General features: G+C 60.6%; 17 protein-coding genes and 2 pseudogenes. 13 read left to right on the top strand and 6 right to left on the bottom strand.

Translation table 11 applies throughout. The annotated features are described in order from the left end of the window. Nucleotides 1-97: 97 nt before the first annotated feature. A pseudogene (locus K6I40_RS27785) lies at nucleotides 98-217 on the top strand (hypothetical protein); the annotation flags it as partial. A 270-nt stretch (nucleotides 218-487) separates the two neighbouring features. Beyond that, a complete protein-coding gene (locus K6I40_RS03315; RefSeq protein ID WP_222912834.1) occupies nucleotides 488-952 on the top strand; it encodes a universal stress protein in 465 nt (154 codons plus the stop codon). Nucleotides 953-1,039: 87 nt separating this feature from the next. On the opposite strand, the gene K6I40_RS03310 is transcribed toward K6I40_RS03315, so the two are convergent. Beyond that, the gene (locus K6I40_RS03310) at nucleotides 1,040-2,542 is read right to left on the bottom strand and encodes an alpha-L-arabinofuranosidase C-terminal domain-containing protein (protein WP_222912833.1); all 1,503 of its coding nucleotides are present in this window, start codon (nucleotides 2,540-2,542) and stop codon (nucleotides 1,040-1,042) included. Between the two features lie 277 nt (nucleotides 2,543-2,819). On the opposite strand from K6I40_RS03310, the gene K6I40_RS03305 reads away from it, so the two are divergent. Next, complete coding sequence (locus tag K6I40_RS03305) at nucleotides 2,820-4,709, top strand: ABC transporter ATP-binding protein (RefSeq protein WP_222912832.1); 1,890 nt, start codon at nucleotides 2,820-2,822, stop codon at nucleotides 4,707-4,709. Nucleotides 4,710-4,817: 108 nt separating this feature from the next. On the opposite strand, the gene K6I40_RS03300 is transcribed toward K6I40_RS03305, so the two are convergent. After that, entirely contained in the window at nucleotides 4,818-6,737 is a 1,920-nt protein-coding gene (locus K6I40_RS03300; protein ID WP_222912831.1) for a beta-L-arabinofuranosidase domain-containing protein, read from the bottom strand. Nucleotides 6,738-7,532: 795 nt separating this feature from the next. Here K6I40_RS03300 and K6I40_RS03295 point away from each other — a divergent pair. The 5 genes and pseudogenes from K6I40_RS03295 to K6I40_RS03275 all read left to right on the top strand — a co-directional run bounded on the left by K6I40_RS03295 (nucleotide 7,533) and on the right by K6I40_RS03275 (nucleotide 12,300). Then, nucleotides 7,533-8,293: pseudogene (locus K6I40_RS03295) on the top strand (IclR family transcriptional regulator). 209 nt (nucleotides 8,294-8,502) lie between these two features. Then, complete coding sequence (locus K6I40_RS03290; protein ID WP_305082481.1) at nucleotides 8,503-9,738, top strand: mandelate racemase/muconate lactonizing enzyme family protein; 1,236 nt, start codon at nucleotides 8,503-8,505, stop codon at nucleotides 9,736-9,738. A 283-nt stretch (nucleotides 9,739-10,021) separates the two neighbouring features. Then, entirely contained in the window at nucleotides 10,022-10,888 is an 867-nt protein-coding gene (locus K6I40_RS03285; RefSeq protein ID WP_222912829.1) for a fumarylacetoacetate hydrolase family protein, read from the top strand. A 203-nt stretch (nucleotides 10,889-11,091) separates the two neighbouring features. Continuing rightward, nucleotides 11,092-11,406 (top strand): hypothetical protein, encoded by a 315-nt coding sequence (locus K6I40_RS28850; RefSeq protein ID WP_345779370.1) that lies wholly within the window; start codon nucleotides 11,092-11,094, stop codon nucleotides 11,404-11,406. Between the two features lie 288 nt (nucleotides 11,407-11,694). Beyond that, nucleotides 11,695-12,300, top strand: a complete 606-nt coding sequence (locus tag K6I40_RS03275; RefSeq protein ID WP_255681365.1) for a DUF624 domain-containing protein — start codon at nucleotides 11,695-11,697, stop codon at nucleotides 12,298-12,300. 118 nt (nucleotides 12,301-12,418) lie between these two features. Here K6I40_RS03275 and K6I40_RS03270 read toward each other — a convergent pair whose 3' ends face one another. Beyond that, nucleotides 12,419-12,664 (bottom strand): universal stress protein, encoded by a 246-nt coding sequence (locus K6I40_RS03270; protein WP_222912827.1) that lies wholly within the window; start codon nucleotides 12,662-12,664, stop codon nucleotides 12,419-12,421. A 304-nt stretch (nucleotides 12,665-12,968) separates the two neighbouring features. Between K6I40_RS03270 and K6I40_RS03265 the strand changes: the two genes are divergently transcribed. Continuing rightward, nucleotides 12,969-14,300, top strand: coding sequence for a sialidase family protein (locus tag K6I40_RS03265; protein WP_222912826.1), 1,332 nt, complete (start codon nucleotides 12,969-12,971; stop codon nucleotides 14,298-14,300). Between the two features lie 192 nt (nucleotides 14,301-14,492). Here the strand turns inward: K6I40_RS03265 and ugpC are convergent, their stop codons facing one another. Further along, nucleotides 14,493-15,635 carry a sn-glycerol-3-phosphate ABC transporter ATP-binding protein UgpC gene (gene ugpC, locus K6I40_RS03260; RefSeq protein ID WP_222912825.1) on the bottom strand — a complete coding sequence of 381 codons (1,143 nt, stop codon included), beginning with the start codon at nucleotides 15,633-15,635 and terminating at the stop codon, nucleotides 14,493-14,495. A gap of 335 nt (nucleotides 15,636-15,970) precedes the next feature. Here ugpC and K6I40_RS03255 point away from each other — a divergent pair, with 335 nt between their 5' ends. From K6I40_RS03255 to K6I40_RS03245, 3 genes are all read left to right on the top strand, one after another. Then, nucleotides 15,971-17,272 (top strand): extracellular solute-binding protein, encoded by a 1,302-nt coding sequence (locus K6I40_RS03255; RefSeq protein ID WP_222913643.1) that lies wholly within the window; start codon nucleotides 15,971-15,973, stop codon nucleotides 17,270-17,272. A 129-nt stretch (nucleotides 17,273-17,401) separates the two neighbouring features. Continuing rightward, a complete protein-coding gene (locus tag K6I40_RS03250; RefSeq protein WP_255681363.1) occupies nucleotides 17,402-18,205 on the top strand; it encodes a sugar ABC transporter permease in 804 nt (267 codons plus the stop codon). Next, on the top strand, nucleotides 18,198-19,061 hold the full coding sequence (locus K6I40_RS03245) for a carbohydrate ABC transporter permease (protein ID WP_222912824.1): 864 nt from the start codon (nucleotides 18,198-18,200) through the stop codon (nucleotides 19,059-19,061). Before K6I40_RS03250 ends, K6I40_RS03245 begins: the two co-directional genes overlap by 8 nt. Nucleotides 19,062-19,282: 221 nt before the next feature. On the opposite strand, the gene K6I40_RS03240 is transcribed toward K6I40_RS03245, so the two are convergent. After that, nucleotides 19,283-20,383: a M24 family metallopeptidase gene (locus tag K6I40_RS03240; protein WP_222912823.1), complete on the bottom strand. Its 1,101-nt coding sequence runs from the start codon at nucleotides 20,381-20,383 to the stop codon at nucleotides 19,283-19,285. 274 nt (nucleotides 20,384-20,657) lie between these two features. Between K6I40_RS03240 and K6I40_RS03235 the strand changes: the two genes are divergently transcribed. Continuing rightward, the gene (locus K6I40_RS03235; RefSeq protein WP_222912822.1) at nucleotides 20,658-23,330 is read left to right on the top strand and encodes a sugar-binding domain-containing protein; all 2,673 of its coding nucleotides are present in this window, start codon (nucleotides 20,658-20,660) and stop codon (nucleotides 23,328-23,330) included. A gap of 101 nt (nucleotides 23,331-23,431) precedes the next feature. Here the strand turns inward: K6I40_RS03235 and K6I40_RS03230 are convergent, their stop codons facing one another. Beyond that, nucleotides 23,432-24,526 carry an exo-alpha-sialidase gene (locus K6I40_RS03230; protein ID WP_255681362.1) on the bottom strand — a complete coding sequence of 365 codons (1,095 nt, stop codon included), beginning with the start codon at nucleotides 24,524-24,526 and terminating at the stop codon, nucleotides 23,432-23,434. Nucleotides 24,527-24,633 lie beyond the last annotated feature (107 nt).

The raw sequence follows: 24,633 nt of genomic DNA, 5'->3' as shown, positions 1-24,633 counted from the left end.
CGCGGAACGTCGAGTACACACCTCAGAGGTCCCGATATCAGACAGAACGGTATCCCGAACATTAACTTAATTAATTGTTCGGATAGAAGCTCATCGCATGCGACGGATTACGTTCATCGGGGCCGGGAGCATGGTATTCGCGCGGAACCTCGTCGACGACATGCTCTCGTTTGATGCCCTCGCTGACAGCGAGATCGTTCTCATGGATCTTGACGAACACCTCCGTCCACATCGGATACCCGCTCTCGCCGGTTTCCTTGAGCGGACTGTCGGCGACGCTCGCGACGAACTCGTCGGAGCCCGTACTAAAGAACACGAGGTCCGACAGCGAGCGCGAGCGGTTCCACTGTGCGAGTCACTTGATCAGCCTTTCACCACCTGAAGAGACGGTTGGGATCGGTTAGATACCGTTATAAATCCCTCCAGATGTCGAACGCGGACCGATACGGACAGTACACTTATTTGGGAGACTGATCAAAACCGTGGCATGGATAACGCACTCGTCGTTATCGATGACACTGATGCACACCGAACGCTGCTCACAGAGGCCGGACAACTCGCACACGATACCGGCGCGACCCTGACCGTGCTCTCGTGGATAACGCCGGATCAGGCCGACGAGACGGCGGCAAACATAGAGGCCATCGAACAGGTCGAAGGAACGTCATACAGCGATCCCGATCCGACCGCCACCGCACAGCAGTTCGCACGACAGTTCGCAGCAGACGTGCTCGAATCGGCTGACGATTCGATCGAGTTCACTACCGAGGGAATCGTCACCGACGGAGACGAGCGCGCCGACGAGATTATCGCCGCTGCGGAGCGACTCGGCTGCGATCACCTCTTTCTCATCGGCCGACAGCGGTCGCCGACCGGGAAAGCGCTGTTTGGCGACGTCGCCCAGCGCATCCTGCTCAACTTCGACGGTACCGTGACGCTCAAAATGAACTGAATTGGGGATTCGTCCCACTCGAGTCAACTACGAAAGGCATCACTCGACGATCGCTGGAGAACCGTTACGGTACCGGTTGGTGGCAGCTTACTCGATCGAAATTCCGGCCACCGTCGACGCTGGAAGTTCTGCTATCAGAGATCCGTTGTCGATCGAGACGTCGAGGTCCTCAGCGGTGAACTCCGCCGCGTTGTCGGCGTCGGCTTCCACTGCAGGGTCGTGGTCCTCGAACAGGAGTTCGGCGTCGACGTCATCGGCTTCGAGCGACATGCCCTCGAGGTTGACGTCGATCGTGTGCGTCTCACGGCAGTCGAGGTTCGTGACGGTAACGTAGGCCTCGTCGTCGTCGACCGACGCAGACGCGCCAACGAGCGGCAGTTCGCGGTCATCATCGGTGAGTTCGCGCGTTGGTGCTTCGACCGATGTCTGAACGGCCTCGCTACCCTTGTGCGGCGCGTACATGTCGAAGACACGGTAGGTCGGACGCGCCCAGGCGTCGTCCCCGTCGGTCTCGACGAGACACTGCAAGACGTTGACCGTCTGTGCGATGTTCGTCATCGTCACGACGTCGCTGTGGTCGTTGAAGATGTCGAGGACGGCTGCTGCGGAGAGGGCGTCGAGGACGGTCCCCGGCTGTTCAAGCCCGTTGTCGGCCGTCGCTTCGGGATGCCAAGTGCCCCACTCGTCGATGATGACGCCGATGTCGCGAGTCGTCGCCACCGCGTTGATCGCCGCGGCCATTCGCTCGATGTGGTCTTCCATCTCGAGCGCTTCGACGAGGAGCTGGTCGTACTGGTCCTCGTCCGCCTCGGAAACGTTCATCGTCCGCCCGTAGTAGTGATGCAGCGTGAGGTGGTCGAGCGGGAACTCCGCGCCCCACGCCGAGCCGTTGACCTCTTCGAGGAAGCGGCGGTTCCACTCGTGGCCCTCGAAGCCACAGGCGATGCGCTCGATCTCGTGATCGAGCATCAGGTTATCCATGGTCCCGACGTAGGTCGCGAACTGGCGGTACTTCCGGGCGTACTGCTCGGGAGTCATCTGGCCGCCACAGCCCCAGTTCTCGTTGCCGAGCCCCCAGTATTTGACGCCGTAGGGCTCCTCGTGTCCGTTCTCCCGTCGACGATCCGCGAGTTCGGTGTCGCCGTCGTAGTTGCAGTACTCGACCCAGTCGGCGGCTTCCTGTGGATCGCCCGAGCCGACGTTGGCTGCGAGGTACGGTTCCGTACCGATGCGTTCACACAGTTCCAGGAACTCGTCGGTGCCGAAGGCGTTGGACTCTTCGGGGAGTTCTTCGGTCCCCTGCGCCCAGAAGAGGTTCCGACGTCGCGGTCGCTCCTCCTGTGGGCCGACGCCGTCTTCCCAATGATAGTCGTCGGCGAAACAGCCGCCGGGCCAGCGAAGAACGGGAACCTCGAGGTCGGACAGGAGTGAGACGACGTCTTCCCGGAACCCGTCCTCGTCCGCGCTGTCGCTTTGCCAGACGCCATCGTAGATACACCGCCCAAGGTGTTCGGAGAAGTGACCGTGTACTTCGGGTTCGATGCGGTCGATACCCGCTGCAGTATGAACTGTAATATGTGCGTCAGCCATCCACAATCCCCTTTCTGATAGGATAGTATAAGTGTCTCGGTTTATGTCACCGATTCGCTTAGTGAATCGAGACGGCCGGACCGACGATCGACGCGTCGGAGCCGATGAAGCGGCCCAACTCGACCGGCCGTCACGTGGTTCTCTCGAGGACCCCTCTATCTGACGACGAGCGGAATCGGCCTCGACGAGAGACAGTCACAGCGATGTCATCGGATGAACGCAGTCGCCACGGAGTACCAACCTATTTGAACGACCGGGTTCGACACTTGCTGAGACAGTGTCCAAGAGAGACCATCGATTAGAGGAGTACCGTGACGCAGTCGAGTGGCCGCTGGTCCGTCTCTTTGCCCGGTTCAGTCGAAGCCGTCGCCGCTGGTTCTCGCTCGGGCTGCTCGCCGGATTGTTCGAACGGATGGCGTCGCTGATCCCGCCGTTCGTTCTCGGTGTCGCCATCGACGCCGTGTTCAACCAGACGACGGCGTACGAACTGCCGCTCGTTTCGGACGGGATCGTTCCGGCGACGACGGAGGGACAGCTCTGGTTCTCGTTCGGGATCATCTTTGGGTGTTACGTACTCACGGCGCTGCTGGCGACAGTGCGGATGCTCTCCGTCGACTATTTTTCGCACCACCTGATGCACGTCGTTCGCACGTCGACGTACGACAAGATGCAACAACTGGACGTTCGCTTTTTCGACGGCCACGAGAAGGGCGAACTCATGAGCATCCTGAACAACGACATTTCCAACTTCGAGCAGTTCTTCGACGACGCTCTCACTAGAGCGGTTCGGATCGGGACGGTACTCGTCGGCATCACCGCTATTCTCGTCTACCTGAACTGGCAGCTTGCGATCGTGACGCTGGGAGCGGTCCCCTTGCTCACCGCGTTCACGCTGTGGTTCATGCGCCGGGTCGAGCCGATCTACGACCGGATCAGATCGAGCGTCGGCAGCATGAACACCCGCCTCGAGAACAATCTCGGAGGGATCCACCTCATTAAGACGATGACGACGGAGTCCTACGAATCCGACCGCGTCGGCGACGTGTCCTACCGCTACTTCGATACGAACTGGCAACGGATCAAGCTCAACACGGCGTACCACCCGGGGAGCAACTTCATCACAAACGTGTCGTTCGCAGCGACGTTCATCATCGGCGGCTACTGGGTCGTTGTCGGGCCGCCGCCACTGTTCAGCGGAACGCTCACCGTCGGCTCGCTCGTCACCTTCCTGTTCATGAGTCAGCGGTTTACCGGCCCGCTCAAGCAGATCGCGAGAATCATCGAGCAGTACGAAAACGCGCGTGCGTCTGGCAAACGCGTCGTCGGCCTCATGGACATGCCCGTCGCCATCGAGGACGTAGACGACGCGACGGCGCTGTCCGACGTCGACGGTCGCGTCGAGTACGACGACGTGAGTTTCGGCTACGATCCCGACGAGGAGTACGTCCTCGAGGACGTCTCGTTCGAGGTCGATCCAGGCGAGACGGTCGCGTTCGTCGGCCCTACTGGTGCGGGCAAGTCCACAGTGGTCCGACTCCTCATGCGGATGTACGAGACCGACGAGGGTGAGGTCAGGATCGATGGCCACGACGTCTGCGACGTGACGCTGTCGAGTCTCCGGGACACGATTGGCTACGTCAGTCAGGAAAACTACCTCTTTGGCGGCACAGTCAGGGAGAACATCGCGTACGGGACTTTCGATGCGACCGACGAGGAGGTCGTCGCGGCCGCTACGGCCGCACAGGCCCACGCATTCATCACGGAACTTCCGGACGGGTACGACACCGAGGTCGGCGAGGAGGGCGTCAAGCTCTCCGGCGGGCAACGCCAGCGAATCGCGCTTGCGCGCATCATCCTCTCGAATCCGGAGATCCTCGTGTTAGACGAGGCAACCAGCGACGTCGACACCGAGACAGAGATGCTCATTCAGCGCTCGCTCGAGGAAATCACCGCTGACAGAACGACGTTCGTCATCGCCCACAGACTGTCGACCGTTCGCGATGCCGATACCATCCTCGTCCTCGACGACGGTGAGATCGTCGAGCGAGGGAGCCACAACGCGTTGCTTGAGGCGGACGGTCTCTACGCGAACCTCTGGAAGGTACAGGCCGGCGAGATAAACGATCTCCCGGACGCGTTCGTCGAGCGAATTACCCGGAACGGGTGAGGATGGCTGTCGGACCATCAGTCGGTGACGGCCCGCTGGTCCATCGGTCGGTAACGTTTCACCACCGTCCTCCCCTCCATCGTCGCCGTGGGTACCGAGACCGCAGCGCTACGACCGTATCCAGACCCGCATTGATCCGGGATCGCGGTTGTCCCACGCGTAGTACGGCACCGCGGTGAACTCGGTCCGTTCCCGAGCTGTCTCGCTCGCTGGGCGATACAGTTCGTCGTCCCAGCCCTCCCGATCTGGCACGCTCGCCTCTCCCTCGATGACCGTGGCCCCCTCGAGCAGGTCCGGTCGATACTCCGTCGAAACCGCCGAAGACGGGTCCTCGTACTGATGGAGCGGCCGATCGTTGTCGACCGCCTCGAGGCAGTAGACGAGCGGGCCGCGTTTGAGGGCGACGCGGCCGGCGTCGGCAGCTACGTCCGGATGTGCTTCCAGTTGCGTGACCGTCTGGTCAACGGTCAACTCGATCCGATCATCGGTCCACTCCCGTTCTAGCTCGAGGTAGCCCTCCGATGGGACGGAAGCCTCGAGCGGCTCGCCGTTTACCGTCACCGTCGTCGATTCGGTCCACTCGGGAATTCGAAGGCGAAGCGGCACCGACGCTCCGTCGGCGTCAACGTCGATGGCCACCCCGCCGGACCAGGGGAGGGAACTATCCTGTGACAGTTTGACGGTCGCGTCGCCGACCGTCGTCGTGACGGTGCTGCTGACGTACTGATTGACGTAGAGTTCTGACTCCCGCTGGCTGTAGATGTATTCGCCCAGCGACGCGAGGAGACGGGCCGCGTTCGGCGGGCAGCACGCGCAGGTGAACCATCCCTTTCGGTGATGGTCGCCGTCGCTCTCTAAGGGATTTTCGTAGAAGAACTCGGTCCCGTCGAGCGAGACACCGGCGAGGAAGCCATTGTATAGCGTTCGCTCGATGAGATCGGCGTACTTCGCCTCGCCGGTGAGTTCGAACAGCCGCTGATTCCAGTAGACGCTTCCGATCGCGGCGCAGGTCTCGGCATAGGCGTCGTTTCTGAGATCGTAGTTCGTCGTGAACCCCTCGTGTGCTTCTTCGGGGCCGATCCCGCCGGTGACGTACATCCGCTTGGTGGTCATGTTCGTCCAGAGGCGCTCTATGGCCTCGATCAACTCGGACTCACTCGTCTCAATGGCGAGGTCCGTCGCCGCCGCGAACAGGTACATCGCCCTGACGGAGTGGCCGTCGACGGTCTCCTGGTCTCGGAGCGGCTCGTGGGCCTGAGCGTACCGCCCGTCGTACGTTCCGTCTTCGTGGGTGAAGACGCTCCGTGCGTCGGGAATGATGGCACCGTCCTCGTACTCGCCGCCGCCGAGCGTCTCCGGATTGTCTATTTCCCACGCCAATCGATCGTCCGTCCCGCGGAGATCGATGAAGTATTTCGCGAGGTCGAGATATCGAGTCGTGCCGGTAACCCGGTAGAGCTTCACGAGCGCCAGTTCGATCTCCTCGTGGCCGGGGACCCCCTGGATCTCGTCGCCGAAGACATCGTCGACGAGATCCGCGAAGTCAATCGCCACGTCGAGCAGCGTCTCCTTTCCCGTCGCTCTGTAGTGGGCGACTGCGGATTCGATCAGATGCCCGGCACAGTAGAGTTCATGCATCATGTGGAGGTTCGTCCACCGATTCTCGGGCTCGACCAGCGAGAAGTAGGTGTTCACGTAGCCGTCTGCCCCCTGTGCATCGGCGATCAGCGAAATCACCGCGTCGACGTTCTCCTCGAGTTCCGGATCATCGCGCTGAGCGAGCACGTATGAGGCCGCTTCGATCCACTTGTAGGCGTCCGAGTCCTGAAACCACATCCCCTGAAAGCCGCCGGACTCTCCGGCTGCGACGCGCCGAAAGTTCTCGAGCGTGCCGGACTCCTCGAGTTGTTCGTACTGGTATTCGATCGTCACCTTCCTGTTTCGCTCCCGTCGCGGCGACCAAAATTCGTCGTCGACTTCGACGTCCGCGAGCGTCACCGTGTCTCCGGGCCCTCCGTGTGAACTCATGAGTGTGTTTCCCGGCTGCTCATATCAGCCATCTACTAATAAAGGTTGTCGAGAGATACGGCACGCTGGACTGCTGAGGACTTCACACCGATGTGATAGACGCCACCCGTGGCGTACCGTTTGCTCACCCGGTCTGTCGGCCGGCGATCAATTCGTGGAGTCGGTCCTCGCCGTTTCACCTCTCTAGAACGAGAATTCGGAACAATAGCTACTACCGAGCGTCGTATCACTGTCTGATGGTTTATGTAGGCAGTTCTCACTGCCAAACTCGTCCGTTCTCTCGCTATTGAAACGAGAGAAGCCATCGTCGCTCGCAGAGAGTACGAACCGTTATCGCCTGCTACCGGGGTACCGGCTTTGCTGTCGTGGTGACACTACCGCCTATTCATAGCTATCGGGTTCTATTTTAGAGAACATTGTTCTCCTTGTATCTCTGTAATCGCTGAATGAGTGACACTCCTCCGTAGTTCCTGGACCGTCTCGTTCCGATTGTTCGCCGTATCTCTGTTACTCCTCTGTGTGTGCTTCGGTACGACGAGATCGAACGCTCCAACGGACCGCGTATTTACAACCATACAATTGTAATAACTATAGCACCGCTTGTGTTCTCTATCACAGAATCGGATTTAGTATACCCAGATATCTATTCGCTACGAGGGAACGACGCGTTGTTTCTCTCAATGAGGCGGACAACTACGGGTGCGTTCCGTGATAGCGGAGAGTAGAACTCTCTTGCAGAACGCAAAAGACTTCAAACAGAACAAAAGCTATATGATTTCGAATTAGAGGTGTGGTATGGGAGACCCAAAACATCCGGTTCGGACGGTCGACAGGGCGATGGAGATCGTCGAAATAATCCAGAAACTCGACGGTGCCGGCGTCTCTGAAATCGCTGAGCAGGTCGATATCGGCAAAAGCGCGGTCCACAATCACCTGAATACGCTCGTCAACAGAGAGTATCTCGTCAAGGAAGGCGACAAGTATCAGATCGGCCTTTCCTTTCTCGGGCTCGGCGCGTACGCCCGAAATCGAACCGAAATTTACGAAACCGCTCGGCCCGAAGTCGACAAACTCGCCGACGAAACCGGTGAGTTGGCAAACCTTCTCGTCGAGAAAACGGGATGGGAATCTACCTCTACCAATCGAAGGGCCAGAATGCCGTCGAGCTAGATACGCACGAGGGAAAGCAGGTTAGACTTCACTGTACGGGACTCGGAAAGTCGATACTGGCCTTCCGCCCCCGCGACGAAGTCTCCGAAATACTCGACAAGCATGGGATGCCCGGGAGGACAGACAAGACAATTACGGACCGTGACCAGCTGTTCGACGAACTCGACCAGATTCGGGAGCGAAAGTACTCGGTCGACAACGAGGAGCGTCTCGCTGGCCTCTGCTGTGTCTCCGCCCCTATTACGGATGGCGAGGAACGGAGTATCGGTGCCATTAGCGTTGCCTGCCCGGTCCACCGTATCAGTGAGGAACGGTTCTACGAGGAACTTCCCGACGCCGTGCTCGGCACCGCAAACGTCATCGAACTCGAGCATAATTATTCGTAGTCTCTCCGCCTCTGGTACCAATATTCAGCGTTCCGACCCTCGATGCGCGTGCACAGAGTGTCGAGCGCTCGCTGTGTCCGACTGTTTCCGTGATACCGGCGAGTCCCCTTCGCCGACCGGTTCACCCCACTCAAGGCCGACGAGGGACATTCTCGGACAGTAGTATTATTGCAGACGGAAGTTTTAGTAGTATCTGCCGTCATTCACGACTGTCGATGGACTACAGACAGCTGTCCGACCCGAACGCAGAGTATACGATGCGCGACCTCTCCGCGGAGACGATGGGGGTTTCCAGCTCTCGCGGGCCGCGCGATGTCGAGATTACGGACGTCCAGACGACCATCGTCGACGGCAACTATCCGTGGACGTTGGTCCGTGTCTACACTGACGCGGGTCTCGTTGGGAACGGCGAGTCCTACTGGGGAGCCGGCGAACAGGAGATCATCGAGCGGATGGCACCCTTCCTCGAGGGCGAGAACCCGCTCGACATCGACCGACTTTACGAACACCTCGTCCAGAAGCTCTCCGGTGAGGGCTCGATCGCCGGGAAAGCGATTTCCGCGATTTCCGGGATCGAGCTCGCACTCCACGACGTCGCCGGCAAGATTCTGGACGTGCCGGCCTACCAGCTCATCGGTGGCAAGTACCGCGACGAAATGCGGATGTACTGCGACTGCCACACCGAGGAGGAGGCTGACCCGGACGCGTGTGCCGACGAGGCAGAACGCGTCGTCGAGGACCTCGGCTACGACGCACTGAAGTTCGACCTCGACGTCCCCAGCGGTCACGAGAAAGACCGCGCGAACCGCCACCTCCGGGGCCCCGAGATCGAACACAAGGCCGAAATCGTCGAGAAGGTCACCGAACGCATCGGCGACCGCGCCGACGTCGCCTTCGACTGTCACTGGTCGTTCAGTTCCGGCAGCGCACACCGCCTCGCCGAGCGCTTAGAGGACTACGACGTCTGGTGGCTCGAGGACCCAATCCCGCCGGAGAACCACGACGTCCAGGCCGAAGTCACCAAGCGCACCTCGACGCCGATCACCGTCGGCGAGAACGTCTACCGCAATCACGGCAACCGCCGCCTCCTCGAGGAGCAGGCGGTTGATATCGTCGCGCCGGACGTGCCTCGCGTCGGTGGGATGCGCCAGACGCGGAAGATCGCGGATCTCGCGGACATGTACTATGTGCCGGTCGCGATGCACAACGTCTCCTCGCCGATCGGGACGATGGCCAGTATCCACGTCGGCGCGGCGATTCCGAACTCGCTGGCCGTCGAGTACCACTCCTACGAACTGGGCTGGTGGTCGGATCTCGTCGAGGAAGACATCATCCACGAGGGGTACGCAGAAGTGCCGGAGAAGCCGGGGCTGGGCCTGACGCTCGACTTCGACGCCGTCGAGGAGCATCTGGCTGACGGTGCTGAAATGTTCGATGAGGCGTAAACCGACGTCACACTCACGGAGCGACCCTCTGCGGTTCGATGTGGAGATGGAGTCGGTTCCGTCGCCCGTCCGACTGATCGCTAACCCGTAAACCCGTGGATCAGTGGGGACGCGATAGTGGGATGGAACCCATACTGACGGCGTCGATGGCGCGGTCCGTGATATCGGTAGGTGGGGCAGGCGACGATGACTTCGTCCAGATTCATCAGGCGGCTGTGGGCGGACGGGCTGATAGTCCGCCACGGACGGGACCTTTATTACCATTAAGTTATTTTGTCTGGTTATGCGGTATCATCGACTTCCCAGCGGAGACGGGTATAGATTGGTCGCCGATGACGGTGACGCTGTCTACGATCTCACGGCAGTCAAACCCCGACTCGATACCTTTGCAGACCTCGCCGCCGCGGCAAACGTCGCGGACGAGAGCGTGGACGAGCTAGGAGAGTCGCTCATGGCCGACGCACCGTCCGTTGAGCGCGAGGCGCTACGCGACAGCGCTCTTCCGATGGTCCCCGACGAGGTCTGGGCGGCCGGCGTCACCTACGAGATCAGCGAGGAAGCCCGCGAGGCCGAGAGCGGGATGCCGGAAATGTACCTAGATGTCTACGAGGCCGAGCGGCCGGAGATCTTTTTCAAGGCGACGCCGAGTCGGACTGTCGGTCCCGACGAACCGGTCGGCATCCGTGCGGACTCAGCGTGGGACGTCCCGGAACCGGAGCTAGGGATCGTCCTCTACGACGGCGAAATCGTCGGCTACACGATCGGCAACGACATGAGCAGCCGTTCGATCGAGGGCGAGAACCCACTGTACCTTCCGCAGGCGAAGGTGTACGACAAGTGCTGTTCGATCGGCCCCTGCGTCGCGTCGGCCAACAGCGTCGGCAATCCCCACGAACTGACGATGACGATGGAGATCAGCCGCGACGGGGAGACACTCTACGACGGTGAAACCTCGACGGGGAAGATGGACCGCTCATGTGAGGAACTGGTCGAGTGCTGGCGCGACCACAATGCGGTTCCAGGGAACGGTGTTCTGCTCACCGGAACGTCGCTCGTCCCGGACGACGGATTCACGCTCCAGCCGGATGACGAAGTGCGCATCGCGATTGACGGGATCGGCGAACTCGTCAACACGGTCGTTGAAGTGTGAGCGACAGCGGTCGTACGGCAACGGGGACTGAGCGGGACCGTTCGAACCCAGTTGGTCCAACAGTATAACTCATCCCGACCGTACTTTTTGAATGATGACAAACGTGACCTTTATTGGAGCCAGAAGTGTCGTTTTTGCGAAGAACCTGCTGACGGATATCTTCTCGTTCGACAGTCTATGAGACAGTACGGTCACGTTGATGGATATCGATTCTCACCGACTGTCGCGAACTGCAACGGTGGGAGAGGCGATTATCAACTATCACGATCTCCCGGAGAGATCCACACGACGACGGACAGACGGAGGCCTTAGAGGATGCCGACTACGTTCTCAACACGATCAACGTCGGCGGAGAAGAACCGTTCGAGAACGAGATTCGCAGCCCCAAAACGTACGGCGTGAAACAAGCTGTCGGTGACACGCTCGGTCCCGGTGGTATCTTCCGTGCGCTGCGAACCGCTCCAACGGGAGGAATCGAACCACCATCTGAGCGAGTCCCTCCCGTACTTTCGGACTGACTAGGACGTCAGCGACGAGCTGACTCCCGAGGAAGACTTCGGCTACTACACGATCGAGTGAATTCCGACGGGACGGTAACACTCATTACGGCCAACCAGAGTATAGTACAAAATGCACGCTCGATGGGGTTCTGACGGAATGGCGAATCGATCGAGCCACTGGACCGACCGACAGCAGTCGAGTAACTGCCAGCTGGGTGGTCAGTCAGCGGCTCGAGTTGTAGGGGGCGGTACGACTGATACCACCTGTTGCGCAGCGACGCGACTGTCCACTTCATGGGTGCGACAATGAACACGTCAGACGACATCCGTTCGGTCCACCACGGGGTCGGCGTTGCGTTCAAATCCGCGTACAACAACGGTGTTACGATGGTCGCTGTCAGCCTTCTCTGGGTCGTCGCATCGCTCCCAATTATAACTATTGGGCCGGCGACGCTTGCCGCCTACACTGCCGTGCTGACGCTCCGCGAGGACGGGCACATCGACCGCGAAGCAGTCGTCTCCGCTCTCTCACAGCATTGGCATAACTCGATGCTCCTTAGCGGCGTGTTCGTCGTCTTTGCTGCCGTTACCGTCGGCTACGCCACCCAGTACCTTCAGACGGGAGCTGTGCAGACGGGCACCCTTGCGGTCATAGCGAGCTACTTGACCGCCCACCTTGGCGCTGTTCTCGTCGTAGCGTTCGTCCGCTTAGCGGAAGGCGACTCGGTATACGACGCGGTTACGAGTGGGTACTCGTGGACCGCCACTCACCCGTTCGACACGGTACTCCTCGGCTTCGTCAGCCTCGGATTATTCGCCGTCAGTGCTGTTCTCACCGTTACCGTGTGTCTGGTGTTCCCGTTCTTGTTGTTCACGTTCCACGTCGCCGTCATCGCTGAACATGAGGGGTAACCACCTGATATTTCATAGCAAACCTTCGATGCACGCCCCACTGTCGGCTGGTTGGACCGCTGCCGGCAAGCGTTTTGGTCACCGCAGAGAGAAGGAGGAGTATCACGTTGCCTGCCAATCAGGCATCCAGTTCGCGGCGGACGAACGTCACTGGACACGGTGAGGAGAGCATCACTGCTTGCGAAACGCTCCCGAAGAACGCTTTCCCAGTCGGACTTCGGCTCCGGCCACCGACGAACACTCGGTCGGCGTCTATCGATTCGGCGACCCTGACGAGTTGCTCGTCCGTTTTCCCAATTTCACCGCGAATCCTATAGTCGACACCAGCCTGCTCAAACGTCTCGATAAGTTCGTGGATCGTCATACCCCTTCGAGGCGACTATGTCCGCGTCGACGTCCTTTTTCGACGGATCAAACTCAGTTTGTGGGCCGTGTCGTCGAACTCGTCCTCCGAAAACACGTGCAGCAGGACGATCGTTGCGCCGGTTGCGCAAGTCCGTGAGACCGTCACGCTTGACGAACCTACCGGCGGCCCGTCGATGCAGTTCCTTCGCGAGTCGCCGTGAGACGACGTCGGTCGCCGTAAACCGAAGGCCGATCTGTTTCGTTTCACTTGGGGAAAGATTATTGTGTATAAATATTCATGATTGTGTTGCGGTGACGAATGTATGAAGAAATCAACGACTGGCGATGACCGCACGCGTAGAGAGCACCTGCAAGCAATCGGGCTCCTCGGAGCTGTCGGTCTCGGCACGACCGGCGCTGTACAGGTAACGAAAGCCCACCTGAATTCGGGCGACGAGCATAGCGGAGAGACACTCTATTCTCCGCCGAAGGGAGCGCCGGCGCCGGGTGCGATGTACCCGCGTGTCGAACGTCTCGAGTACAGTCCGGGCGGCAACGAGACGCTGCTCGCAACGTTTGAGTACTACCCATCGATGAGCGGCGGCGCGGAACCGTACTTCCCGATATATCGGAGCACGAACGGCGGCCAGACGTGGTCGAAGTTCTCGGAAATCCACGATCAGAGCGGCAAGGACTGGGGACTGCGATACCAGCCGACGCTGTACGAGCTCCCCGCGGAAACCGGGCCGTGGCCGGCCGGGACAGTCCTCGCCGCCGGGAACGCTATTCCGATCCTCGACGACCCCGACAACGTCGCGGACGGCGAAATCGGTGAACTCGGCGATTCGAGTATTGACCTATACGCGAGCACCGACCACGGAGAGTCGTGGGAGTATGTCAGCACCGTCGCCACCGGCGGCCCTGCAGTCCCTCACGCGGGCAACAGCCCCGTTTGGGAGCCCGAACTACAGCTAGACGCGGATGGAAATCTCGTCTGCTACTTCGCCGACGAACGACAGGCGGACGACGACGACTACAACCAACTCGTCGGCCTCAAGGCGTCGAGCGATGGCGGCCAGACGTGGGGCGACGAGGAGTTCGTGACTGCAATTCCAAACGGTGCAGACCGGCCCGGCATGCCGGTCGTCGTCGAACTACCGAACGGCACTTATATGGCCGTCTACGAGGTCGTCGGCTCCGATAACGTGAACGGCGAGGTGAGAGTCAAGACGTCGCCCGACGGCCGCGACTGGGGCGACCCGACGGACCTCGGGCAACAGGTCGTCACCGATGACGGGCGGCGCTTCATCAACGGCCCGTACATCACGTGGACGCCAAGAGGTGGACCCGACGGGACGATTCTCGTTTCCGGCAAACAACTGGTCGACGGGAACCGGAATTTGGCCGACGGCAACGGCGAGGTTGTCCTCGCCAACACGAACCTTGACGGGAGCGGCAACTGGACGCCGGTCAAGGCATCGCTGTCCTTCGAGACGGAGAGCGAACTCGGCGGCCGGATCTTCGCCGGATGGACGACGCCGATTCTCCCATCCGCGAACGGCAAACACCTCCTCCAGATGACCTCGACCGCGATGAACGAGGACCTCTGTGAGATTCAGTACGCGGAGTGTCCGCTGAAGTTGAACAAACTCTGAGAACGCAGGCTGACTGGGCAACTGATAGCCAATCACTGGTCGCCTAGACGCCGCTGCACACCACGTTTATCGACAGTAGCTCGAGGCGACATACTGTAACAGGCAGCCGATCGTCCGAGAACTTGATTTCATCACCTCGCCAGCACTGCGGCCAGACTTCGTCGCTACCGAACTACTGCGCCAACAGCTAACTCACGCGGTGACTTCCTGTTTCTCGCGTTCCTCTGCCAGAATGTTCCGGCCGTTGGATTGTCGAAAGAGGTGGATGTCGTCCTCGTCGAAGGAGATTGTCAGCGAGTCGTTTTCCTCGGGTTTCACGTCGCCGGGAACCCGAACCCGGCATTCCTCGACCCCCTTCATCTCGAGGTAGAGGTAGTTGTCTGATCCCACGGGTTCTAGCACGTCAAGGAAAGCCTCGATGGCGTTCCAGGCTGAGGAGTCCGTGAGGTGAATATCTTCAGGCCGAATCCCGAGCACGAGAGACTCCCCATCCGCGATCTGTTCCCGTACTCGCTCGGCGTACTCCTCGGACAGCTCGTATTCGAAGTCGGCTCCAATTAGCGTCGTTCCGTCAAGTTCGACGTCGAACGGGTTCATTGCAGGGCTGCCAACGAAGTCGGCGACGAAGAGATTCTGGGGTTCATTATAGATTTGGTCGGGCGTCCCGATCTGTTGGACTTTCCCCTGATCGAGGATGGCGACGCGATCGGACATCGTCATCGCTTCTTCTTGGTCGTGGGTCACGTAGATGAACGTGGTTCCGAGGTCCTCGTGAATGCGTTGGATCTCCGTCCGCATATGCGCGCGAAGTTTCGCGTCCAGATTCGACAGTGGCTCGTCCATGAGGAACACTTCTGGATCGCGGACGATAGCGCGGCCGGTGGCAACCCGCTGTTGCTGGCCACCGGAGAGGCTCCCAGGTTTCTTGTCGAGTTGGTCTTCGATGCCCATCATCTCGGCAGCGTCCTCGACTCGCTGCTGGACCTCGTCGTCATTGAGGTCCGACGTCAGCTTTAGCCCGTAGGCCATATTCTTCCGAGTTGTCATGTGTGGGTACAGCGCGTAGTTCTGGAACACCATGGCGACCCCTCGGTCTTGGGGTTGAATGTTGTTGACGACGCGGTCACCGATACGAATCTGTCCCTTGCTGATGTCTTCGAGGCCCGCGACCATCCGCAGTAGTGTCGACTTGCCCGATCCAGACGGCCCGACGATGGTGAGAAATTCGCCGTCTTTGATGTCGAAATTAACTTCGTCGACGGCCACGATTGTGTCTTTTCCGTCGCTACTTCCGTCGTAGAGCTTCGATACGTCCTCAATACTAACACGACTCATGGTACAAGGTTACTATCAACGTATAATAACCCTTTGGATAGGTCACTCTTTTCAAGAACTGAGCTTGGCGACTAGATTCGATACGTCGGGTCGTGGGCCGTCTATATGGGATCCAGTACAGCCAGCAGAGCGACGAATTCTGCAGTACTTCGACGAAACTGAGATACGCTCGTTACTGGACTCGCACTCATTGGCGATGGTGTGAATATCGAGATTTCCATACTAATTCAGAGGAACCTGTTCCTATTCGGGTAATTGTAGACGTCACGGGCGTGATTGCCTCCAACCCCGAATATTTATCATGATGCAGTTGAGCATGACTAATGGGAACAAACATGACTCGTGATCGAATATCGACGAAATCGCGTCGTAGATTCATCCAAAGCGTTGGTGCTACAGGCGCCGTCTCGCTCGCCGGCTGTACCGGGGGCTCTAGCGGCTACACCATTTCATTCTGGGAACTGTTCAGCGGTGGCGAAGGCCCCGTGATGGAGGACATCGTTCAAAAGTTCAATGACGAACAGCCGCTTGACGTGGACGAGGAGGTGAAAATAGACCGGCAGCGAACGCCGTGGGATCAGTACTACAATAACCTATACACTACTCTTGCGGGCGGTAGCGGGCCTGATCTAGCGGTTATGCATGCAGCGTATCTGCGTGCGTGGGACGACACGATCGTGCCGATGGACAACTACATCGATACCGAGGAAATCGAAGGCGATTACCTCGATAACCACTGGGACCTCGTGTCGGTCGAAGATGAGACGCGAGCGCTTCCGATGGACTTGCACCCGGTCGGGATGTACTACAATAAGGGTATCTTTGAGGAAGCAGGCCTCGACCCTGAGTCCCCGCCGACGAACTGGGAGGAGTTCCAAGCCGCAGGGAACGCCATCGCCGAAGAAACCGATAAATCGGCGTTCAGCCAGACTCCCTACAATGACGGCTTCGGCTCGTGGCGAACGTGGAGCACTCTCGTCAAGCAACAGGGCGGAGAGCTTTTCGACAGCGATTGGAATCCGACGTTCGACGGCCAAGCGGGCCAAGAGACCTCCGAACTGTTCTGGGACATGACCGGTGATATGGAGTGGTCCTCCCAGACAACTGAAGCGGACTGGGGTGCAAACGCCTTTGAGAACGGAAATCTGGGCATGACGATGAACGGTACGTGGTACGTGGCCACCCTCGAGGAGTCGGACATCGATTGGGGCTTCTTCAAGCCGACCATCGCTCCCAATAAGACCCAGGATCAGGTCTGGGCGGACGGTCACACGATTGTGTTACCCGGGAACCAGAACCGTAGCGATGAAAAGTCCGAAATCGCAGCGGAGGTTGCCCACTGGTTGACGACTGAAAACCCAGAGTGGGGTGCTCGAGCCGGTCACCTTCCCGCCGCCGCGGACATCAGGGAGTCCGACGTGTTTCAAAACGCGTCGTTCTACGACAAAACCCTCAGTAAGTACCTCGAGATGGCGGAAGACGACATGTACTTCTATCACCCGAAGGTGCCAAACGGCGACCCCAACTCGGAGAGTTGGTACCAGTGGCTGCTCGACATGTGGGGTCACAACTACGGGAGCCCCCAAGAGGCACTCGACGACGGCGTCTCGGAGATCAGTAACGGCCTTGAGGAGTAACTGACAGATGGGAATACGAAACCGTTTCACGAGCAGTGAAACGAGCGCGCTCAGCAGACCGTATTCGGTATCCGGAAGGAAACGGTCGAAGGAATCGGGTGGTCGATTCCGTATCTGGCGGTATTCTCGGTGTTCCTCGTGTGGCCGGCGCTGAAGGGCTTCTACATGAGCCTTCACAACTGGGACCCGTTCGTCCCTTCCGAGTCCGAATTCATCGGACTCGACAACTACATCGAACTGTTCAACGACCCCGTCTTCTGGGATGCGATGAAAGGGACGATATACTTTGTCGCACTCTCGGTCCCGCTGCTCGTCATCGTTGGGCTGGGATTGGCACTCGGCGTTAACAAGAACGTCAAGGGCAAACGTGTCCTCCGGGCGATTTACTTCAGCCCGTATATCCTAACCGTCGCGGTTGTCACGCTCATCTGGTCGGAGGTCTACTCCGAGAGCTATGGGCTGATCAACCACTATCTCGGATACGTTATGTCGGACCCACCCGGCTGGCTGACGTCTACGGAATTAGCGATGCCGGCGCTCGCATTCATGACCGTCTGGTGGCTGGTCGGATTCAACTTCGTGATCTTTCTCGCGGCTCGACAGAGCGTTCCGGAACGCCTCTATGAAGCCGCCAGACTCGACGGCGCGAGCACGTGGCGTGCATTCAAAGACGTCACGCTCCCGCAGATGCGCAACTCCATTCTCTTCGTCGTCATCATTCAGTTCATTCTCCAGTTCCAAGTATTCGCGCAGCCGTTCGTGTTGACCACGGGCGGTCCGAGAGGTTCGACGGACACGCTGGTGTACTACCTCTACCGGAGCGCCTTCTCCCAACATCAATACGGCTACGGAGCTGCAATCGGCTACGTTCTTGTCATGATACTCGTACTCATCGCGATTATCAACTTCAAGGTGATCGGTACCAATGACTGATTCCACGACACAACAGACGAGTCGACTCGACGACGTTTCGCTTCGCTCGCTGGGCACCCACGTGGTGCTGTACGGTGTCGCCCTCCTCATGGCGATCCCGTACCTCTATACGATCTCACGGTCGTTCCAGCCGCGGAAGTACCTGATGGACCCGAAACCGCACTGGATCCCGCCGGAAATCACGCTCGAGCACTACCAGTACCTCCTGACGGAGTCGCTGTTCGTCCAGTGGACTATTAACACGTTTGTTATTGCCGGTGGGGCAACGATCATCATCCTCGTTGTCGACTCGATGATCGCGTTCTCGCTCACGCGACTCGACTGGCCCGGCCAATCTATCGTGATGGGCGTTATCCTCGCGAGTTTCATGGTGCCGTACTACATGAACATCGTCCCGCTGTACACGGTCGTTGCCGATCTCGGCCTAGTGAACTCCTACTGGGGGGTGATTCTGCCAGCGGTTGCGAGTCCGCTCGGCGTCTTCCTCCTGTACCAGTTCTTCCGGGACATCCCTGACGAGTACGAGGAGGCCGCGCGCCTCGATGGGTTCTCGACGTTCCAAATCTACTACCGTATCATCCTGCCGCTGGCCAGGCCCATCCTCGCCTCGCTCGCGCTGTTCATGTTCGTCTACAACTGGAACGCGTTCCTCTGGCCGCTCATCGTCCTCTCCGATGAGTCGGCGTACACGCTTCCCATTGGACTGGTGAACCTCTACCAAGGGAACATCACGACGCCTGGTCTGCACATGGCCGTGACGGTGCTGGCGTCGCTTCCGCTGTTCATCGTCTATCTCTTCTTCCAGGGAGAGATCGTCCGTGCCGTCCAAGTTCAGGGGACCGGCACGACCGGGTAACTGGCACCCGCACAGACTTCACCTCGCTACTTTTCACGGTTGCTCTGCGCGCGTAACGTGGAGGACATGATACTCGAGCGAGACGAGATAGTCGACGACCTGCTGGCTGCGACCGCCAAGTATCTGCTCGAACTGAACTGACGCTCCCAGCATTTTCACACACCTCTCGAACGAATCAGTCGTTCGGAGGCGCATTGAATCCGAACCACGAGCGTCGCGGTCTATCTGGTGAGCGGCGTCGGTAACTCGAGGCGCAGATCGGCATCGACGGCCGCGTACTCCGCGGTGGGCCACGAGCCGGTATCGGTGACCACGTCGACGTCGGTCGGCGAAATCAGGACGGTATCCTCCGTCTTCGCCCCCTGTACCGTCGGGTTCCAGGCGTACGGCGCGGGCGTTTCGACGGGCGCGTCGGCCGACGGTGTCGCGGTCCATTCCCGACTCTCGAACCCGATGGCACCGCCCTGATGGTGTTGCTGCCATTCGCCCTCCCAACTGACGGCTGCGTACGCTCGCTCAATCTCTGCGAAGACGTCGCCGGCGGTGCCGTCGTCGGCCGTCGCAGCGTCCTGCGTCGCCGCCATCGCCGTCGCCGCGACACGGCTCGCGTCGTCGTGGCGCTCGCGCAGCCACGAGGGGGCGTCGAAGTCGACGGTCCGCGTGACGGCGATGTTGACGCCGCGTTCGACCGCGACGACGGTGAGCAGCGCGTAGTCGCCCAGCGGCTTGTCCGTCGGCGTGAAGTGTCGATGGCGCTGGGAGCGCTCGGCGCCGCCGACGAGGACGACGGGCGACTCGAGGCCCCGCTGCCAGAGTTCGTCGCGAAGCCGTCCCGCCGCGGTACGTTCGGTATCGTCCGGAGACACCTCCCGTGCGACCGTTTCGACCGCGTCGGCGGTGGCTCGGCCGGCCCGCTCGAGTGTCTGCTGGTCATGCTCGGTAAGCGGAAGCCGCAGTTGGGAGATGTCTATCGGCTCGAGGCCCGGTACCGTCGGAACGTCCGTGCCGGCTCGATCGGTGCTCGCACGCGCCACTGCCTCGCCGAGCGAGGACTCGTGCCAGTCGAACGTCTCGACGGGCACTGCCGACGGGAGTTCCTCCTCACGGAACCGCTCCGCCTCGTTGTTCGACGTGAGCGCGCGCACCGCGTCGCCGTCGTAGCCGAGCGCGGCGACGCCGACGTCCGCCGCACGGTCGACGGTCGAGTTCCCGCCGGTGAGCCACGCGAAGTTCTCCGGCCTGAGGAACCACAATTCGGTCAACTCCTGTTCGGCCATGTACTCGTCTAGACGCGTCAGTTTCTGGTCGCGTATCGCCGTCATATCCCTCGCAACGAGGGGCGTCCAATAAATCGTTGTGGATGCAGACCGTTCGATCCGCTGTCCCATCAGCTTCGAGGAAGTACTGTGAACCTCGTCCGATCGCGATATCGCGGCTTCTCTGTACGGCTGTCGGAGGAAGAGATATATGACCGTGGTGCAAACGATTACCGTGGGTGATAGGCTATGACACGGAGGCGTCCCGGTGGACGAACTGTCCGCCTGAACGTCGGATACTCACCCGCAGCCAGTTCGATAGTAAGTACATAGATCATCAATGACAGAGAGTTACCGAGAAACGAGAACACTAAACGGACCGTGGGAGTTCGTTACCGACCCGGCGTCCGACGGACGCTCCGGTAACTGGTACGCTCCGGACGCGACCTGGCCCGATCGCCGTTGCACCGTTGACGTCCCCCACGCTTGGCAAGAGCGCGACGAGTATCGCGAGTACACCGGGACCGCGTGGTACCGCCGTCATACCGCCCTCCCACGGTCCGGAGACGACCGCACGCTCCTCCGATTCGGCGCCGTCGACTACGAGGCGACGGTGTGGGTGAACGGCGAGCGGGTCGGGGAGCATCGCGGCGGCTATCTCCCTTTCGAGATAGATATCACGGATGCGGTGACTGACGGCGAGGACGTGATCGTCGTCGCAGTGACCGATCCCGAAGACGTAAGCGAGATCCCCCACGGAAAGCAGGGCGCGCCGTGGTATCAGCGCATCAGCGGGATCTGGCAGGACGTCACGGTAACGACCGTCCCGAAGTGGCACGTCGACGGCGTTCGCGCGACGCCGGATCTCGACGACGACACGGTACGGATCGATCTCGACGCGACGCCCGCGAGTGCGACCGACCTGACCGCCGCCGTGATGGTCGAGCGGGACGGTGAGTCGGTCACGAGATCGACCGTCGACGTAGACGCGGGGGCGGGAACCGCGGTGCTGGCCATCGGCGACCCCGAGTACTGGACGCCGCAGACCCCGGTGCTGTACGACATCGTCGTGGAACTGTCGCGCGACGGCACGGTCGTCGATCGGTACGAGGACTACTTCGGGATGCGGAGCGTCGAGTCTCGCGACGGCCGCCTGTACCTGAACGGAGACCCGTTCTACGTGCGGGGCGCGCTCGATCAGGGGTACTACCCGGAGACGCTGTACCGGCCGTTCGACGCCGATCTCTTCGAGTCCGAGATTTGCACGGCGAAGGAACTCGGGTTCAACCTGCTCCGCAAGCACATCAAGCCGGCCCATCCGGACTTCCTGGAACTCGCGGATCGACTCGGAATCCTCGTCTGGGAGGAGCCCGCGAATCCGACGGTGCACACCGACCGCTCGAGGCGGGAGGTCCGCGAACAGATCCGCGGTATGATCGACCGGGACTACAACCGACCCAGTGTGATTGTCTGGAGCCTGTACAACGAGGAGTGGGGGATCGGAAACCCCCAGGGACTCGAGGACGAGACGTCGCTGTGGGTGGACGAAGCGAAACAGCGGTACCTCGCGGATCTCTACGAATCAGCCCGGGAGTGGGATCCCACGCGGCTCGTCTGCGACAACTCCGGCTGGGCTCACGTGGCGACCGACGTGAACGATTACCACCGGTACTTCGTCAGTCCGGACCGCGCGGCCGCGTGGGCGGACGATCTTGAGTCGATGACGTCGTCACCGGCGGACAACTACGGCGCAACGGAGACCGATCCGGCGGACGCGCCACAGATCGTCTCCGAGTTCGGGACGTGGGGGATGTGCGATCTGCCCGCGATCGAGGAGCACTACGGCGGCGAACCGCCGTGGTTCGACTACGAGTTCTTCGACGACCCGATCAAGCGTCCCGCGGGAGCGTACGACCGGTTCGAGGAGACGGCCCTCTCGGACGTCTTCGACGACTGGTCGGCGATGGCCGACGCGTGGCAGCGTCGCGAGTTCCGCTCGATCGCGGACGTCATCGAACGGATGCGGACCCGTGAGGACATCGCCGGATACGTGCTCACGGAGTTCTCCGACATCGAGTGGGAGTTCAACGGGGTGCTGGACTATCGCCGCGAGGAGAAGGCGTTCCACGACGACATCGCCCGAATAAACAGTGACGTCCTCGTCAGCGTCGATCCGGACGCCCACGCCGTCGCGTCGGGCGGGACGCTGACCGCCGACGTGGTCGTCAGCAACGGCACCACCGACGCCGTCGACGGTCCGCTCGAGTGGTCGATCTTCGGGGAGTCGAGCACCGTCGACGTGGAAATTGACGGTTTCGGCGTCGAACGCGTCGAAAACGCCATCACTGTCGACGTCCCGTCCGTCGACGGCGTCCGCGACGACGAACTGACGGTCTCGGTGCCGAGCGCGCCGACAAACGGGGAACCGATCACCGTCGTTCCCGAACCCAGCGCCGACAGCGATACGACGGTGTACACCGACGCCGAGGGGCTCGCCGACGGACTGTCCAAGACCGGCTTCGAGGTCGTCTCGAGCCTCGACGAGACCGTCGACGTGGCGCTGGTGGTCCATCCAGACTCTGCCGTTCGAGCGTACGTCGAAGACGGTGGAGTCGCCGTGTTTCTCCCCGACGAGAGCGGACACATGGCGGACGAGGAGTTCTTCGAGTACCGTCGTTTGCCGGAAACGGAAAGCTGGAATCTCGTGGCGTCGCTGTTTTACTGCAACGACGCCTCGCTGGCCGAGTACGTCGACACCGTTCCCGGGTGGGAACTAGAAGGTCTCTACCCCTACGACGTGGTCGCCGATATCTCGACGGATGACGACGTGTCGATCGGCTACGTCGAAGGCTGGCTAGCGAACCGGTCGGCAGCGGCCGTCGTTCGCGAGGTCGGCGACGGCCGCGTCGGCGCGTTCACGTTTCGAATCACGGACGCGTACGGAGCGCAGCCCGTTGGGATGGCGGCCCTCGCCGCGCTCGTCGACGATCTCGGGTCCAAGGAGTGCGGCTGAGTTTCGCCCCGGATTCCGATGCCGAACGATCGACCGTCACAGCGTCAGCGGGCCGGACGCGTAGCTGATTGCACAGCGTTCGCCCTGGACCGACGTCGAGGTCAACTGGAGCAGCCGTTCATCGTCCCGCGAGGGCAGTAACGGCGTGGTCCACCCGACTGTCTCGTGACCGACGTCGATCGCGTCGTCGAACTCGAGCGGCGCGGAAACGGTCGTCCACGAGTCGAACCCCGAGAGATCGGTCGTGGCGAGGAGCGTCCGGCCGCTTCCGGGGGCCTGTCGCCCGTCCGGGTCGCGCAGCGTCTTCCCTGAGACGAGTGCGGTCCCCTCGTCGCCGCCGGCGGCCGTCCACGTGATGTAGGGGCCGTTCGTGAGCTGGTACCCTCCGCCGTCCGGACCGGAGCGCCGATGTCGGCCGGCTCTCCCCACGACCGTCCGTCCGGGGAGGTCTTGACGAAGATCCCTCCGTCGTATTTCGGTCCGACGATCTCGAAGACCATCGCGTAGCCGCCGTCGGGGAGTGTCGTCACGACGGGCATCCCCGGTCGCTGCTCGCCGTCGGGGATCGCGACGTCGAACGTCTCCTCGCCCCACGTTCGACCGCCGTCGCGGGAGACGCGGTGTCCGACGAGCTGAGCGTACCCCTCCTCGCGGTGGCGTTCGTCGGCGAAGTAACAGACGAGGTTCCCGTCGGCGTCGATCGCGAACTCGGGTTCCCAGACCGGCGTCGCACCGGCTTGAGGAACGGCTTTGCCACCGGTTGCCACCGTACTCACGGACGACCAGTTTCGGCCGCCATCCTCGCTCGCGTACACGTCGATTTTCGTCCGGGATCGGTCGTCCGGGATGGAGTTCCCCGCAGCTAGTATCGTTCCCGCCGACCAGGGGCCGATCGACTCGGGCAGTTCGAATAGCGTCGGTTGATATCGGAGCCCCCAGCCGTTTTGCATGTCGCGGATTTCGGAGAATCGCGACCAGGTTTCTCCCCCGTCAGGACTGCGGTAAAGCGGGAAGACCGGCTGTCCTGTGCCATCATTGTCGATACTCTCGTACTGTTCGAAGGTCGCGAGCAGGGTCTCTCCCTCGGACTCGTCGTGGTCCAAGCAGACGACACGGGGGTACATCGCACCGGGCCCGGGAGCACCCTCCGGCGGCGTGTAGAGCGCTTTTCCGTTTCGGTTCCCATCAGTCGTCATCTGGCGCTCACCCGCGTCCTCACGGTCGGTTCTAGCAGATCGGTTTCGATCCGTCCAATAGGCTGACTCACGATTTCCACACCCGTCTCTGTTTACATAAATTCGAG

The sequence above is a fragment of the Natrinema sp. SYSU A 869 genome (assembly GCF_019879105.1).
In the GTDB taxonomy this organism is placed as follows: domain Archaea; phylum Halobacteriota; class Halobacteria; order Halobacteriales; family Natrialbaceae; genus Natrinema.
Note: the sequence above shows the minus strand (reverse complement) of the source record. Positions and strands in the feature narration are given on the sequence as shown.